This window comes from Bacteroides sp. 90-K9/2 (genome assembly GCF_047310725.1).
GTDB lineage: Bacteria > Bacteroidota > Bacteroidia > Bacteroidales > Bacteroidaceae > Bacteroides > Bacteroides vicugnae.
In genome coordinates, this window is sequence record NZ_JBCGVL010000008.1 from 26,771 (window position 1) to 43,526 (window position 16,756).

Below are 16,756 nucleotides of genomic sequence, written 5' to 3' on the forward strand. Positions count from 1 at the left end.
CACTGATGACCAAAGCTAACTTTCTTGTTATTTACTGCCTGTTTATATCGGTACTTTGTTGCATGGCAAATGTGACGAAGGATATCAATATGCGTTTTAAAGATGTAAGGCAAGGACTTTCGCATCAAACGGTCAATTGTTTCTATCAGGATGAATTCGGATTTTTATGGATTGGTACTCAAGACGGACTGAACCGCTTTGACGGTCGTAAATTTGAAGTCTTCAAACCGGATAACGCGAATCCCTATTCAATCAATATAAATAATATCCGGCAGGTTTGCGGAAACAGGGAAGGATTGCTTTTTATCCGTAGTTTGCAGAGTGTGACTCTTTATGACATGCGTTTGAACCGCTTTAAGGTGCTGCGTGAAGGAGAAGTTGCAGGAATCTGCTATGCGCACGACGCGTTGTGGATAGCTACCGGAAAAGAAATCTATCGTTATCGTGACCTTGACCAGGCGCCCGAATTATTCTTTTCATTTTCTTCGGATGGCGGGGATGTATTGATGAACAGTCTAATGGTTCGTCAGAATCAGACCGTGGTGGTGGGTACTTCTTCCAAGGGTATTTATTGTATCGATCAGGCTGCTCATATCACCCGTCATATTGATGTGGGGGCTGTTAATTCAATTACGGAAGACAGAAACGGGAGCATCTGGATAGCTACCAGAAACCGGGGACTTACCCGGTTGGAGGCAAATGGGGAGCTTACTCATTACAGATATAATAAGGTGGCTGATCATACGATCAACCATGATAATGTGCGCCATGTGACACAAGCCAATGATAGTCTTCTGTATATCGGAACTTATGCCGGTTTGCAGACTTTAAATCTCTCTACCGGAGAGTTTACGGATTATGAATATGACTTGAATGTGGAGGCGGCCGATACACGTTCCATCATTTCGATGCATTACGACACTTCGGGAACTTTATGGCTGGGCACTTTCTATCAGGGAATACAATATTATAATGTAGCGAATGATGCTTATCACTTTTACCGTTCGTCTACGGCTGTTGGCGGGCATTTGAATTCCTATATCATCAGTTCCATTGCCGAAGACCGTTCCGGGCGGATCTGGTTTGCAAGTGAAGGAAGCGGATTGAACTATTATGATAAACATGCCAAACGTTTTTTCCCGCTTAAACATTTATATGCTCAAGAGCTGTCTTTTAAGATTGTGAAGTCTCTGTATTATGAGAAAGAATCGGATTATCTTTGGGTAGCTTCGCTTTATCAGGGCATCAACCGGATTAATCTGTCGACCGGACATATAGAATCTATTTCGGAAAATATCGATACTCCGGAGGGGAAAACGGTTGACAGGGCCTATAATCTGGTAAAAATGATAGAGTTTTCCGGTCACGATTCCTTATTGATAGCCGCCAAGGGTGGGCTGCTTGTATTGGATAAAAAACATCTCCGGTTGCATTATTTCGAACATCCTTCTTTAGCTTCCAGACATTTGTCGCAGGTTTGGGATATGACGTTTGATAAAGAAGGGGATTTATGGCTGACCACTTCTTTTGATCTGATACGGGTCAATTTGAAAGCAGGCATTTCCCATAGTTATCCTTTCTCTCAAATAGCGCAGAGCACGGCGCAGCACCACATTAATCACATTTTATGTGATAGAAAAGGACGTATATGGCTGGGATCGACGGGATCGGGAATTTATCTGTTCGATAAGAAGAAAGATATCTTTGTAGGATACGGAGCGAAGCAGGGACTGGAGAATGGATTTATCACCGGATTGGTAGAGAGTCCGCTGGACGGTTCCATTTATGTGGCAACGAATGGCGGTTTCTCTAAATTCAATCTAGCCACTACTACATTCGAGAACTATAACAGGCAGAGTGATTTTCCCTTGAATAACGTGAATGACGGAGGGCTGTACATTGCGTCCGACCACGATATTTATGTCTGTGGACTGGCAGGCATCGTTTCCATAGCCCAGGAGAAACTGAACAAGCAGTCTGTGGAGTATAATGTGTTCGTAAAACGCGTGCTTGTGGATAATACGGAAATTCAACCCCTTGATTCGTTGGGACTTATCAAGGAAACGGTATTGTATGAACATCAATTAGTATTGCCGCCCAGGTATTCTTCCGTCACTTTTGAGATAGCGAGTAATACCCTGAATAATATTTCCAACATCGGTCTGGAATATAAACTTGAAGGATTTGATAACGAATATATGAAGGCGGGAGATAATACGATGGTTACTTATACCAATCTTCATCCGGGGCGTTATACTTTTCATGTTCGTGGCGACCAGTTGCGCATTCACGATCAGGAAGCACCTTCTGCCAGTTTTGAGCTGATAGTGGAGGCTCCCGTTTATCAACGGGCATGGTTTATTTTGCTGATGATATTGGCAGGTATCCTTATTGCAGGCTATATTATCCGTATGTTCTGGATACGGAAAACCTTGCAACATTCTCTATTGGCCGAGAAACGGGAAAAAGAGTATATCGAAAATGTGAACCAGTCCAAACTACGTTTCTTTACCAATGTATCGCATGAGTTCCGTACTCCGTTAACGCTTATATCCAGTCAGCTTGAGATGCTCCTGATGCATAAAGACATGATCCCCGAGGTGTATAATAAGATTTTGGAGATTTATAAGAACTCCCGCCGGATGAATAATCTGGTGGATGAGGTGATTGATATCCGTAAGCAGGATCAGGGATATCTGAAATTGAAAATTTCCAAAGAGAATATTGTTGCGGTGATAGAGGAGATTTGTTGTTCTTTCTATAGCTATGCGCAGCTGAATAAGATCGATCTCCGTTTTTCTTCCACTTTGAAAGAAGCGGATTTGTATATTGACAAGACGCAGATAGAGAAAGTGTTCTATAATCTATTGTCCAACGCTTTTAAATATACGAAGCCCGGTGACTGGATTTCTGTAGAATTGGCAGCGGAAGGAGAGAATGACATTGTGATTTCAGTCAACAATTTGGGTGTCGGTATTGAAAAGTCCAAGATCAAACATGTATTTGAACGGTTTTGGCAGGATGATTCGGCAACAACTACACGGACTGTCAAAGGATCGGGTATCGGGCTGGCAATGGCAAAAGGTATTGTGGAATTGCATCAGGGAACTATCGGAGTGGAAAGTGAGCCGAATGGAATAACGTCTTTTATCGTTACTCTTCACCGGGATGCAAATGTGAATGTGGAAGCATCTTCCTCTGCAGATGAACGCGTTGCCGAACATTATGTAATAGAGCCTCAAGAAATCTCGGAAATGGTGAAGCCGGATAAAACGGTGAAAATACTGATTGTGGAGGATAACCCGGAGATGCGTAAGGTGTTGGCACAGATTTTTGAACAGATATATGATGTATATACGGCTGCCGACGGACAGGAAGGATTGGAGCAGGCTTCTTCACTACAACCACAGATGATTGTGAGTGATATTATGATGCCAGTCATGTCCGGCCTGGAGATGTGCGAGAAGTTGAAAAGCAATTTGCAGACCAGTCATATTCCTGTGGTATTGCTGACTGCCCGCAACCGGGAAGAACATACCTTAGAGGGCTTGCAGACGGGAGCGGATGATTATATCTCCAAACCTTTCAATATCAAGATATTGGTGGCCCGTTGCAATAATATCATCCAGACTCGTAAACTGCTCCAGCAGCGGTTTGCCCGGAATGATGAACCTAAAGTGGAAGATCTTCCATTTAATCCGATCGATAAAAAGATGCTGATGGATGCTACGGCGATTGTGGAATCTTATATTGATAATGCAGACTTTGACGTAGCCACTTTTGCACGGGAGATGTGCATGAGCAGAACGTTGCTTTTCACCAAACTGAAAGCATTGACCGGACAGACCCCGAATGACTTTATTTTATCTTTGAGACTGAAAAAGGCAACAGAAAAATTAATCAATGATCCCAATGCCCTGATTGCTGATATAGCATTTGATTACGGCTTTTCTAATCCAAGTTATTTTATCCGGTGCTTTAAGAATGCTTATGATATTACTCCGGCTGCTTATCGAAGAAAACACACAAATTGTTAATATATAGCGTTTTATGTGTTTTTCTCTTAGCGAGAATTGTACTATTTGAACTTTTATACGGACGATTCTATTATTCGAAATCGCTAATTATTTGGATTTTTGCGCTGTAATCATTCAAATTATTACATAGTATGAAAAACATCGTAATTAAATGGGCTGTGTTCCTGACAGCCTTTCTTATCTCTTTAGAGGTTAGTGCTCAAAACGTCAGAGTTTCTGGAGTTGTGACAGACGCACTTGGACCAATCCCCGGAGCTAATATTATGGAGGAGGGGACTACTAACGGTACAGTGACGGATGTAAATGGAAAATATTCAATCAGTGTATCTGCAAAATCTACCCTTGTTTTCTCTTGTATAGGATATAAGGAACAGAAGATACGTGTCGGTACGAAAACGGTATTGAATGTGGATATGGTAGAAGAGTCGAAAATGCTCGATGAATTGGTCGTTGTCGGTTATGGAGTTCAGCGTAAGAGTGATGTGGCAACTTCGGTAGCCTCGGTCAAAGCGGATGAAATGAAGACATTTCCCGCCGGCAATGTGGCTGATATGTTGCGTGGACGTGCCGCAGGTGTGAATGTAACGAGCAGTTCGGGACGTCCGGGATCGACTCCTTCGATCACCATTCGCGGTTCCCGTTCTATCAGTGCGGACAATGCTCCTTTATATATCATAGATGGTTCTCCTTCCAGTGCAACGGAGTTTAGCACGTTGAGTGCGGACGATATTGAGTCGGTTGAAATTCTGAAGGATGCTGCGTCGCAGGCTATTTATGGAGCACGTGCCAGTGACGGTGTGGTACTGGTTACTACCAAACGCGGTAAAGCCGGAAAGGTGGAAGTCAGTTATAATGGTTATCTGGGTATCCAGTCCCTATGGAGAAATTTTGATTTTTATTCTCCCGAAGAATATATGCAGCTTCGTCGTGAAGCGAAGGCACATGATAAGGGAATTATTGATGCACGTGAGATTTCGATAGCCGAGGCATTGGAAGATGAGGTTATGCAGCGGGTATGGGCCAGCGGAAAGTTTATCGACTGGGAAAAAGAAATGTTCAGAAATGCAATTTACCATAATCATGATGTCAGTGTACGTGGAGGAACAGAGAAAATCAAAGTATCGGCAGGTGCCAACTATTTTGACCAACAGGGAATGGTGGTTACCGGATCGGGATACCAGAAGTTTTCTTTAAGGTTGAATCTGGACTTTGAAATATCAAAGTGGATTAGTTTTGGTATCAATTCTTCTTATGCGATGACTAAACAAGATCGTGAGGATGGTAACTTTAATGATTTTATTACCAGTTCCCCATTGGCGGAAATATATGATGCGGATGGCAAGTATACAAAGTATATCAACTCGGAAGGAAATTATAATCCTTTGTACCGTGCCCAGCATTACGGACGTGAAGTCTCCCGCGATAATTACCGCCTGAACTTTTTTATGGATGTGAAGCCTTTCAAGGGATTCAATTATCGTCTGAATACTTCCGTTTATAATCAGACATCTGAAGACGGCTCCTATAAAGATTCCCAATATCCGGGAGGCGGAGGAACAGCTGTGCTCGACGAATCACGCACGCAGAACTGGCTGGTTGAGAATATTGTGACTTATAAAGTGCCTATCCGCAATAAGAAACATCAGTTGACGTTGACCGGTGTGCAGTCTGTCGACCATAATGGCTCGAAGTCTATCGGCTATTCAGTAGAGAATCTTCCGGTAGATAAAGACTGGAATTTCATTTCTCAAGGTGAGTTTACAGGCAAGCCCCGTCGTCAGTTTAATGAAAATAATCTGGTGTCGTTCATGGCTCGTGCACAGTATTCGCTTTTAGACCGTTATCTGTTGAATGTGGCTGTTCGTCGCGACGGTTCCAGCCGTTTCGGAAAAGAAAATAAATGGGGTACATTCCCGTCGGCTGCTTTTGCCTGGCGTGTCAATCAGGAGAATTTCCTAAAAGATGTGTCGTGGATTGATAACCTCAAACTGCGTGTCAGTTATGGTATTGTTGGTAATCAGAACGGTATCGGCAATTATACGACTTTGGGGCTCGCAGATAATAAAGGATATGAGTTTGGAGATACTTTCCAGATGGGATATTTGCCGGGTAAGGAGCTTTCTAACCCGAACTTGAAATGGGAACAGTCTGCAACGGCTAATTTAGGTGTTGATTTTAGTTTCTTCAATGGTCGCCTGAATGGTACGGTGGAATATTACAATACGCATACGAAAGATCTATTGGTGGAACGCTCTTTGAATGCATCACTTGGATATACCACTATGCTGGATAATCTGGGAAAGACGAAATCCAGTGGTATCGATCTTTCTTTAAATGGTGATGTGATACGTACGAAAGAGTTTACCTGGTCGCTTGGAACCAATTTCAGTATGTATAAGAATGAAATTGTCCGTATTGACGATACGCTCGATGAAAATGGTAAACCCGCCAGTCAGGTAGCACAGGGGTGGATTATCGGAGAACCGATCAATGTATATTATGATTATCTGGTAGACGGAATTTTTCAGTATGATGATTTTGATATCACTCGTGACGGTACGGGGAATCTGGTATATACGCTGAAAAACACCTATGACAGTAACAATGACGGTGTAGCCGACAGCCCGATTGATTACGGCGGCGCTATTGAACCGGGTATGGTTAAAGTGCGTGATAACAATGGAGATGGAAAGATCACGGCAGATGACAGAGTGCCTATCCGGAAAGATCCGAAATTTACCGTCTCTCTTTCTTCCACATGGAACTGGAAAGGATTTGACTTGTTCATGGATTGGTATGGAGTTTCCGGCAGAAAGATAAAGAATAGTTATTTGTATGACTATAATTCCGGAGGTTCTTTGCGCGGAAAACTGAATGGAGTGAAGGTGGATTACTGGACTCCGTTCAATCCGTCGAACAAATTCCCGCGTCCTTCTTATAGTGCAGACCCTTCTTATTTGAGTGCCATCGCTATTCAGGATGCATCTTATATCCGTTTACGCACCTTACAATTGGGATATACTTTCCCGGCCAGACTATTGAAGAATACTCCGATTCATAAATTGCGTCTGTATGCAACTGCTACTAACTTGCTGACATTTACGGAGTTTAAGTCTTATAGTCCCGAACTGACTCCCGGGTCTTATCCGGAGTCCAAACAATATGTATTTGGTGTCAATGTTTCATTCTAAAATAAAGAATCCTTATGAAAAAGTTAATATATACAGCCTTTGTCATCTGCGGAATGTTGACCGCTTCCTGCTCGGATTTATTAAATCTGGAATCAAAGACAGACGTGACGAACAATTATCTGTTCACTACTCCCGAAGGGTTGAATACAGCTGTCACAGGTCTGTACTCTCTGGCACGTGAATTGCCGGGTGGAGTGGATAATAATGAATCCAATCTGTACATCGTTACTATGTGTGACTTTAATACGGATATTGCGATACTTAGAGCAGGTGTTTCTACTTCAATCGGACGTTTGAATACGAGCTTTACTCCAAGTACTGGGGATGTCAATAAGTTCTGGAAACATCACTATGGTATTATTGGAAAAGCAAATGAAATTATTGTAGCCGCAGAAGCCCTGGGGCTGGACGACAGCGATGTGCTCCATGCATGGAGTGAAGCGAAATTCTTCAGAGGACGGAGCTATTTTGAACTCTGGAAACGCTTTGACCGTCTTTATCTGAATATCACCCCGACCACTGTCGACAATCTGAAACGGGAATACAAACCGGCTTCTCACGCAGAACTGATGACACTGATTACAACTGACTTGGACGATGCCATGAAAGGGCTGGACTGGTCGCTTTCTCAAAATAATGGAAATGTATTGTATGGACGGGTAACAAAAGCTACTGCCAAACATGTCCGTGCGCAGGTTGCCATGTGGGAGTCGGATTGGGATACAGCCATTGAGGAATGTGAGGATATCTTTAAGCAGGAAGGCATCTACTCGATGGAAAAGAAAGCCGAGAATGTATTTAATGGGGCAGATTTGAAATCTCCGGAAGTGTTATGGAGTTTCCAATATTCACAAAACTTGGGTGGAGGTGGTTCCGGAACTCCGGTTGCCGGACATCGTATCTCTATTCAAACCACTACCCGGATCAATAAAATTTCAGGTTGTATCAATACGGCCGATCAGGGTGGATATGGTTGGGGACGTATTTATCCGAATACCTATCTGTTGAGTCTGTACGATCAGGCAAAAGATACGCGATATAATGAGTTGTTTGTTCACCGCTTTAAATACAATGACCCGACTTCTCCTAAATATGGAGAATTGATTCCTCTAACACAGAGTTCCAGCTATTGTGAAACACTGCATTTTATGTCGAAAAAATACTTTGACCAATGGACGACGGCTGATAATCCGGACCGGACAACGGGTTTCAAGGATCTGATTGTCTATCGACTGGCAGAAACTTACTTAATGGCGGCAGAGGCATATATGCGTCGTGACGGAGGTATGAGTACGGATGCTTTGCGCTGTTACAATAAAACATGGGAACGTGCGGGAAATGATAAATTTGCAGGTCCTCTGACACAGGATATACTTTTGGATGAATATGCCCGTGAGTTGAATTTTGAAGGCGTTCGCTGGCCTTTGTTGAAACGTTTGGGACTCTTGGGCGAAAGAGTGAAAGCGCATTATGGCGAGACGAAGGCTGAAAACCCTTATCTGGATAAAGACTATGCGGAATGCCGTACCAGTTTTGTGGTTGGAAAGCACGAATGTTGGCCTATTCCACAGGAACAGATTGACTTGATGGGGAAAGAGAATTTCCCACAGAATGAGAACTGGTATTAAGCGATTGATTATCTGTAAAACATGAATGAATATGAAAAAAGTAATATACTTCTTATTGATTTTAAATCTGGGATTGCTTTCCTGTGTCGATGATGCATCGGTACGCGTGATGCCTGAATTTAATTGTAAAGATACAAAAGTAAATTTGGCGAAAGCAGCGGGTTCTTCTGTTACGTCGCTGTTATATACTAATGTCGGTCAGGTTGTTGCACAGTATGAAGCGGAGTGGCTTTCTGTAGATGTAAGTTCTAAAAGTGTTGTCTACACGGCCTTGGCACAAAATGACGGTGAAGATGCAAGAACGACTGTTGTGAAACTGACTTGCGGCTCATATACAGTGGAGGTGACGGTTACCCAGGATTCTAAAGAACCGGATCTTTCTTTGAAGATAGGACAAAGTGTGGATGAGGGTATCGGTATGATTTTCTGGGTAGATCCTTCGGATAATATGGTAGGAAAAGCGGTTTCAGTGAAGCGTCAGGGAGGGAATCCTTTCGAGGCTTCTGTGATGTCTCATAATGCACTTTCCACCGTCAACGGATATGCTAATTCTGCCTTGTTCACTTCTCCGTCGGCAAATGATGCGGTAGCATATTGCCAGTCGTTGGGTGACGGATGGTATCTGCCTGCCCGTGATGAATTATGGGAATTGTTTGATGCCTATAATGGTGTTGGACATGCTGATCCGGATTTTATTTCAGCCGTACCTGATAAACTGACGGAAGTAGAGAAGGCGGCACGTGCTGCATTTGATAAGATGTTGACTGATTTACAAGGTGATGTGATGAACGAGGCTGCCGGTTCGGGCAATGGCGAAAGCTATTGGTCGAGTACGGAAAACGCAGCGGGTAATCAGGCTTATTGGGTACGTTTCGGTAAATCGGGAGCTGATGCAGGAAATAAGACTGCTACTAACCGTTTTGTGAGATGTATGCGTACAATCGGTGATTATACTTATCCTGAAGAACCGGCAACATTGACGGTTAATCCGAATCCTGTGACATTGGAAGGAGCTAATGAAGCGGAAGCAAATGTGACATTGACATCCAATAAAACGGTATTTAGTGTGGTTTTGGCAAATGATTCCTGGCTTTCGTATATTATTTCGGGCACAACAGTTACATTCAAGGCAAAATCTAAAAATACCACTGGCGATGTTCGTACGACTATTGCTACGGTTACAGCCGGTACTGGCACAGCCGCTAAGTCGGTGGAGGTAACGGTGAATCAGAATGTTGCGGCTGAAGGAGGCGCTTCTCTCGAGTTAAGTACAAATACCGTGACTATTACTCCTGATGCTGTGACGAAATCAGAAGGAATAACGATGATTTCTGATGAAACAGAATTTACAGTAAATATAACTGATGAGTCTTGGGTGAAAGCGTATGTTGATGTAACAAGTAAAACTCTTTATTTCTGGACATTATCTCCTAATTTGAATAGTTCTAACCGGATAACGACTGCTACGGTAATAGCCGGAAGCGGAGCGAATGCACCTAAGCAAGAAGTTACTATTACACAAAGAGGGCTCTTAAGTTCCGAGTTTGCGGTGGGACAGGTGATTGCGGATAATGGTTCGTTAAAAGGAGGCATTGTGTTCTGGGTAGATGGCACTAATCGTGGTAAGGCTAAGATTATGTCATTGGACAGAGAGAATCTGGCATGGTCTACGGCAAGCTCTCCGGCTTCTACCGGTTTAACTTTATCCAATGACAATGGCCTGGCAAATACTACTGCGTTGGCAGCATTGCCGAATGCAGCAGAAATGCCCGCTCTTAAATATTGTATGGATAAAGGTTCCGGATGGTATTGGCCTACGAGAACGGATTTGGAACAGATGTTTGAAACTTATAATGGGACTGCAGTGGCAGATGCAACGGAGAATAACCCGGATGCGATTACTGATTTTGAGAAAGCAAACCGTACAGCTTGGGATCAAGTGATTACTGGTGCAGGAGGAACTATCATGAATACGGCAGCAGCATCTGCTACCGGAGATTCTTATTGGACTAGTCGTGAAACGTCGAGCGGTACAAGCGCATTTTATGTACGTTTTGGAAAACCGCTTGCCTGGGATAAATCGAATGCTAAAAAAGACGGTAAAAGATTTGTTCGTGCAGTCCGTTCAATTTCGAAATAATGGTATTAGGTATGTATAAGGTATATCAAAAAACAATTTTAGCCTGTTTGTTACTGGTTATGACCGGCACGGTTTATAGTCAGCGTGTGACGCAAACGATTAATGACGGTTGGAAGTTCTCCCTCTTTGAGGGAGATGCGTCCACTGCTGACTTTGATATTTCCGGTTGGACTGATGTTTCCATTCCTCATACGTGGAATGCAAAAGATGCAGAGGATGAAATTCCCGGTTATTTCCGGGGAAAAGGCTGGTACAGGAAAGTGGTGACAGTGGAGGAACTGATTCCCGAACAAAGAGTCTATCTTAGTTTTGAGGGAGCCAATCAAGAAACGAATGTGTTTGTGAATGGAACGTTTGTTGGAAATCATAAAGGTGGTTATTCCGCTTTTACGTTTGACGTGACTGATTATGTCCATGCCGGACGCAATCTGATAGCTGTGAGTGTTGACAACTCTCATAATCCGGATATTGCTCCTCTTTCGGCGGACTTTACTTTCTTCGGGGGAATCTATCGGGATGTTTATCTGGTGTATACTTCTCCTGTGCAACTGTCTACTACTCATTACGCTTCTAGTGGTGTGTATCTCAAAGCATCGAAGATTACGGATTTGCAAGCAAATATTTCAGTGAAGACATTCTTGTCCAATGCTTTGAAGAGTAATCAATCATTGATTCTTGAAACGGAGATTTTGGATGCAGATGGTAACAGAGTAGCACTTTCACAAAAGAAAGTAAATGTGAAGGCAGAAGAAAAGAATGTAGCTTTTGAATCGCTCATGACTATTACGCAGCCTAAACGTTGGGATGTAGACTCTCCTTATATATATAAGGTATATAGCCGTCTGAAGAATAAAAAAGAGGAGGTGCTCGATTGTGTTGTCAATCCGCTGGGAATTCGTGAATATCGTTTTGATGCGGAGAAAGGTTTTTTCTTGAATGGCAAATATCGGAAATTGATTGGTACCAGTCGGCATCAGGATTACAAAGGAATGGGAAATGCTTTGCGGGATGAAATGCATATCCGGGATGTACAGTTGAGTAAGGATATGGGAAGTAATTTCCTGCGAGTGGCTCATTATCCGCAAGATCCGGTTGTGATGCAAATGTGTGATAAGTTAGGACTATTGACTTCAGTTGAAATTCCGGTAGTGAATGCCATCACTCAAAGTAAGGCATTTATGGATAATTGCGTGGAACAGGTGACAGAAATGGTTTGTCAGAACTATAATTATCCATCTGTTATCATTTGGGCTTATATGAATGAAGTGCTTTTGCGTCCTCCTTTTAACCCCGAAAATAAGAAGGAGCGGGCGGACTACATGACATTCCTTCATCAAATAGCTTCGGCGGTTGAGGCGCAGATCAGAAGTCTGGATTCGGAACGCTATACCATGTTGCCTTGTCATTCTACTTCTCAAATCTATCAGGAAGCGGGAATTACAGAATTACCGATGTTATTGGGTTTTAATCTTTATAATGGATGGTATGGTGGTAGCTTGAGTGGATTTGAAGAGAAACTAGAAGAACTTCACAGGGAGTTTCCTCACAAACCGTTGCTCATTACCGAATACGGGGCGGATGTGGATACTCGTATTCACTCTTTTTTGCCGATGCGGTTTGACTTTAGTTGTGAATTTGGTTCCATCTACCACGAACATTACTTGCCTGAAATTCTAAAGAGGGATTATATCGTGGGAGCTATGGTTTGGAACTTGAATGATTTTTATTCTGAAGCCAGAAGAAACGCCATGCCTCATGTGAACAATAAAGGGGTGGTAAGTACGGATAGAGAACGTAAAGATGGATATTATCTTTATCAGGCTTATCTGAAAGGGTCGCCTGTCCTGCACATTGCTTCTAAGTCATGGAAGAATAGGGCAGGAGCCAGTCGGGATGGAAAGAGCTGTACGCAACCTTTGAAGGTGTATACCAATGCAGATAAGGTGGAAGTCTTTTTAAATGGAAAGAGTTTGGGAGTATATCCGGTATCGGATAAGGTCATTTCTGTGGATATTCCTTTTGTCAACGGGGAGAATGTGGTAGATGCTGTAATTGAAAAAGAGGGACGCAAATATCGTGACCAGTATGTCTGCAACTTCCAATGTGTCAATGTGAAGAACGGCTTTACGGAAGTCAATGTATTATTGGGTGCTCAACGCTATTTCGAGGACCGGACAGCAGAACTGTGCTGGATACCCGAACAGGCTTATGAAAAAGGCTCATGGGGATATATTGGCGGAAAAGTGGCTCCGAATAAGACTCGTTACGGTTCTTTGCCTGCCAGCGACACTGATATACTGGGAACGGATCAGGATCCTATCTTTCAGACGCAACGGGTAGGTATTGAGGCCTTTAAAGCGGATGTGCCGGATGGTGTCTATGCTGTATATTTGTATTGGACGGAACTTACTTCCGAAAATAAAAGAGAGGCTTTGGTGTATAATTTAGGAAATGATGTGGTGAAAGAGGAGTATGCAAACCGGGTATTTTCTGTGGATATAAATGGGGTATCTGTCGCCGGGCAAATGAATATTGCAGAAGAATACGGTTCCGAACGTGCGGTCATTAAAAAATATATTGTTCCGGTTTCAAAGGGAAAAGGGCTTGTCATTCGTTTTGGAGCGGTGGAGTCTGTGCCTATTTTAAATGCAATACGAATCGTAAAAGAATATTAGAACATGAAAAATAGTATAGTTATATTGTTTTTACTGCTGTTGTCCCAGTTGGGCTATGGACAGGGGCACGCATTTAAGGTCACTGCCCGTCCGTGGGTGAAAGGACAGAAAGATCTTCCATGGAAGGAGTATGATACCCGTACCATTGCTCAACTGGATGGTTTTAAAGCTACTGATAAAGTGCATGTAAATGAGTATGGAAGTGATTTGGATGCTCCGAGGCACCGGGCTACTGGATTTTTTAGAGTGGAACGTATTGGAAATCGTTGGTGGATGATTGATCCCGATGGATATCGGCATTTACAAAAAGTGGTGGTTGGAGTACGTTTGGGTACCTCTGAACGCAATAAACAAGCCATGCTGGATAAATTCGGTACGGAAGAAAAATGGATCGAAGGGACGGCACAGTTGATTCATTCACTGGGCTTTTCCGGTGCGGGCTCTTGGAGTAACGAAGAGGCGATTGCTTCTTACAATGCATCCCACAAGGAGGTCTTGACCCGCTCAATCATTCTTAACTTGATGAGCGGATATGGTAAGAAACGGGGAGGAACTTATCAGTTACCTGGTAACACGGGATATCCTAATCAGTGTATTTTCGTTTTTGACCCGGAATTCGAAACTTATTGTGATGAGATGGTGCAAAAACTGGTTGCAAATAAAATGGATAAAAACATCATTGGTTATTTCTCGGATAATGAACTTCCGTTCGGACCCAAGAATCTAGAAGGCTATCTGACTTTACAGAACCCTGGTGATCCGGGAAGAGTGTATGCGGAATCCTGGTTGAAAAAACAGGGAATTACTTCGCAGCAAATAACCGATGAGCACCGGGAGGAGTTTGCGGGGGTGGTAGCTGAACGATATTATAAAGTGGTATCGGAAGCGATTCGGAAGTATGATCCCAATCATCTCTATCTAGGCAGTCGTTTACATGGAAAACCGAAGTTTATCCGCCAGATTGTGGAAGCGGCAGGCAGGTATTGTGATGTCGTTGCAATTAACTACTATGGAGCGTGGACGCCGAGTGAGAAGACCATGAAGCATTGGGGAGAATGGGCTCAAAAACCTTTCATCATTACGGAATTTTATACGAAAGGAATGGATTCCGGACTGGCGAATACGACAGGAGCAGGTTTTACCGTTCAAACTCAACAGGAACGTGGATATGCCTATCAGCATTTTGTTTTAGGATTATTGGAAAGTGGAAATTGTGTCGGATGGCACTGGTTCCGTTATCAGGATAATGATCCGACGGCAAAAGGGGCAGATCCTTCGAATCTGGACTCTAACAAGGGGCTGATAGATAATGAATACAATCTTTATAAACCGTTGGCCGATGCTATGAAAGAATTGAATATCAATGCCTATCGTTTGGCCGACTGGTTCGATCAACAATCAAATAACAATCAATAAAATACATACCATGAAAAAAATATTTATACTGGGAGCTTTACTGTTTATAAGTTCTATTCCTATGGTTTCTTGTACGGATGATGATGATAAGGACCCTAATTTTATGCCTCCTGATATAGTGATGGGTGAGGGAGATGTGGAGTCGGAATACCCGGAAGATTTGCCCGTTCCCGGAGCTTCTGTGGTATATGCTCCGTCATTAAATACCAATATGTATCGTCCTATCAGTGTCAAGTATTCCAGTGCCTATCCTCCTATATCCAGTTGGACAACGGGGAATACACGTATTATTGCTTATATGGATGGATATAAACCGGCTATTAAGACATTGAAAGCATATCAGGAGTCGGTGAATAAGTATGGAAGTTCGACAACGCTTCCGAAACAAGCAGCTACGGGCAGGTTTTATACGAAGAAGATAGACGGGCGTTGGTGGTTGGTTGATCCGGAAGGTTATCTGCATCTGGAACGTAGTGCGACTTCTTTGCGTAAGGGGACTTCCAGTCGTAATAAAACAGCTTGGAATAATAGGTTTGGAACTGATGAGAAGTGGTTGTCCACCACTCAACGTGAATTGAGTGAGATCGGTTTTCATGGTACAGGTGCATTCTGTACAGGAACGTACTCGTTGATTCAGACTCATAATGCTTCCAATCCGAGCAGTCCGTTGACTTTGGCACCTTCCTTTGCTTTTCTAAGTCAGTTTAAGAGTGCGAAATCTTATAATTATCCCGGAGGAAGTGATGATAATGCTGCAGGCTTTGTGTTTTATAATGGATGGGCTGAATGGTGTGAATCATATTTGGCAGGTAGTGCTTTCGCAGATTATCTGCGTGATCCAAATGTATTGGGTTTCTTCTCGGATAATGAGATAAACTTCTCTTCAAACAGTTCCCGGATTTTGGATCGTTTCCTGGCTATTAACAGTTCGAATGACCCGGCTTATGTTGCAGCAAAAGCCTTTATGGATTCCAAGGGTACACAAAGTGTGACGGATGCCTTGAATAATGAGTTTGCAGGTATCGTAGCAGAGAAATATTATAAAGCAGTGAAGGAGGCGGTGATGAAAGTAGATGATAAGCTGCTTTATCTGGGGACTCGATTGCATGGAACTCCTAAATATATGGAGGGAGTGATGAGGGCTGCCGGAAAATATTGTGATGTCATTTCTATCAACTATTATAGTCGTTGGAGTCCCGAACTGACAACAGCGATTGCAGACTGGGCAAGTTGGGCGGATAAGCCGTTTCTTGTAAGTGAGTTTTATACGAAAGGGGTGGAGGATTCCGATCTGAATAACCAGTCGGGAGCCGGATATTCTGTTCCTACACAAAATGAGAGGGCTTATGCTTATCAGCATTTTACATTAGGATTGCTTGAAGCTAAGAATTGTATCGGATGGCATTGGTTTAAATATCAGGATGATGATGGTACGGATAATTCGTCGAAACCTGCCAATAAGGGTCTTTATGATAATTCTTATCAGTTGTTTCCTTATTTATCTTTCTTTGCCCGCGAATTGAATTTTAATGCGTATGATTTGATTCAGTATTTTGATAAATAGGTATTCGTTTCGATATAGTATTTGAAAAGAAAGACAAAGTGCGAATTTTGCAGTAGTAGTTTTTATCAAAGCTATACTGCAAAATTCGCACTTTTTATTTTCTGA

The 16,756-nt window shown here is 42.8% G+C and carries 7 protein-coding genes; all 7 read left to right on the plus strand.

Features of this window, described 5'->3' with window-relative positions:
• The first annotated feature begins 5 nt into the window (after nucleotides 1-5).
• The 7 genes from AAHJ11_RS17025 (at nucleotide 6) to AAHJ11_RS17055 (ending at nucleotide 16,651) form a co-directional block, all read left to right on the plus strand.
• Nucleotides 6-4,037: a response regulator gene (locus AAHJ11_RS17025; RefSeq protein WP_195649168.1), complete on the plus strand. Its 4,032-nt coding sequence runs from the start codon at nucleotides 6-8 to the stop codon at nucleotides 4,035-4,037.
• A gap of 131 nt (nucleotides 4,038-4,168) precedes the next feature.
• Nucleotides 4,169-7,228 (plus strand): SusC/RagA family TonB-linked outer membrane protein, encoded by a 3,060-nt coding sequence (locus AAHJ11_RS17030; protein WP_259021527.1) that lies wholly within the window; start codon nucleotides 4,169-4,171, stop codon nucleotides 7,226-7,228.
• A 14-nt stretch (nucleotides 7,229-7,242) separates the two neighbouring features.
• Nucleotides 7,243-8,856: a RagB/SusD family nutrient uptake outer membrane protein gene (locus AAHJ11_RS17035; protein WP_413579895.1), complete on the plus strand. Its 1,614-nt coding sequence runs from the start codon at nucleotides 7,243-7,245 to the stop codon at nucleotides 8,854-8,856.
• A gap of 25 nt (nucleotides 8,857-8,881) precedes the next feature.
• The gene (locus AAHJ11_RS17040) at nucleotides 8,882-10,996 is read left to right on the plus strand and encodes a BACON domain-containing protein (RefSeq protein WP_413579896.1); all 2,115 of its coding nucleotides are present in this window, start codon (nucleotides 8,882-8,884) and stop codon (nucleotides 10,994-10,996) included.
• Nucleotides 10,997-11,007: 11 nt separating this feature from the next.
• Complete coding sequence (locus tag AAHJ11_RS17045; RefSeq protein WP_413579897.1) at nucleotides 11,008-13,671, plus strand: glycoside hydrolase family 2 TIM barrel-domain containing protein; 2,664 nt, start codon at nucleotides 11,008-11,010, stop codon at nucleotides 13,669-13,671.
• A 3-nt stretch (nucleotides 13,672-13,674) separates the two neighbouring features.
• A complete protein-coding gene (locus AAHJ11_RS17050) occupies nucleotides 13,675-15,087 on the plus strand; it encodes an agarase (protein ID WP_320975114.1) in 1,413 nt (470 codons plus the stop codon).
• 10 nt (nucleotides 15,088-15,097) lie between these two features.
• A complete protein-coding gene (locus AAHJ11_RS17055; protein WP_234133642.1) occupies nucleotides 15,098-16,651 on the plus strand; it encodes a hypothetical protein in 1,554 nt (517 codons plus the stop codon).
• The last annotated feature ends 105 nt before the right edge of the window (nucleotides 16,652-16,756 follow it).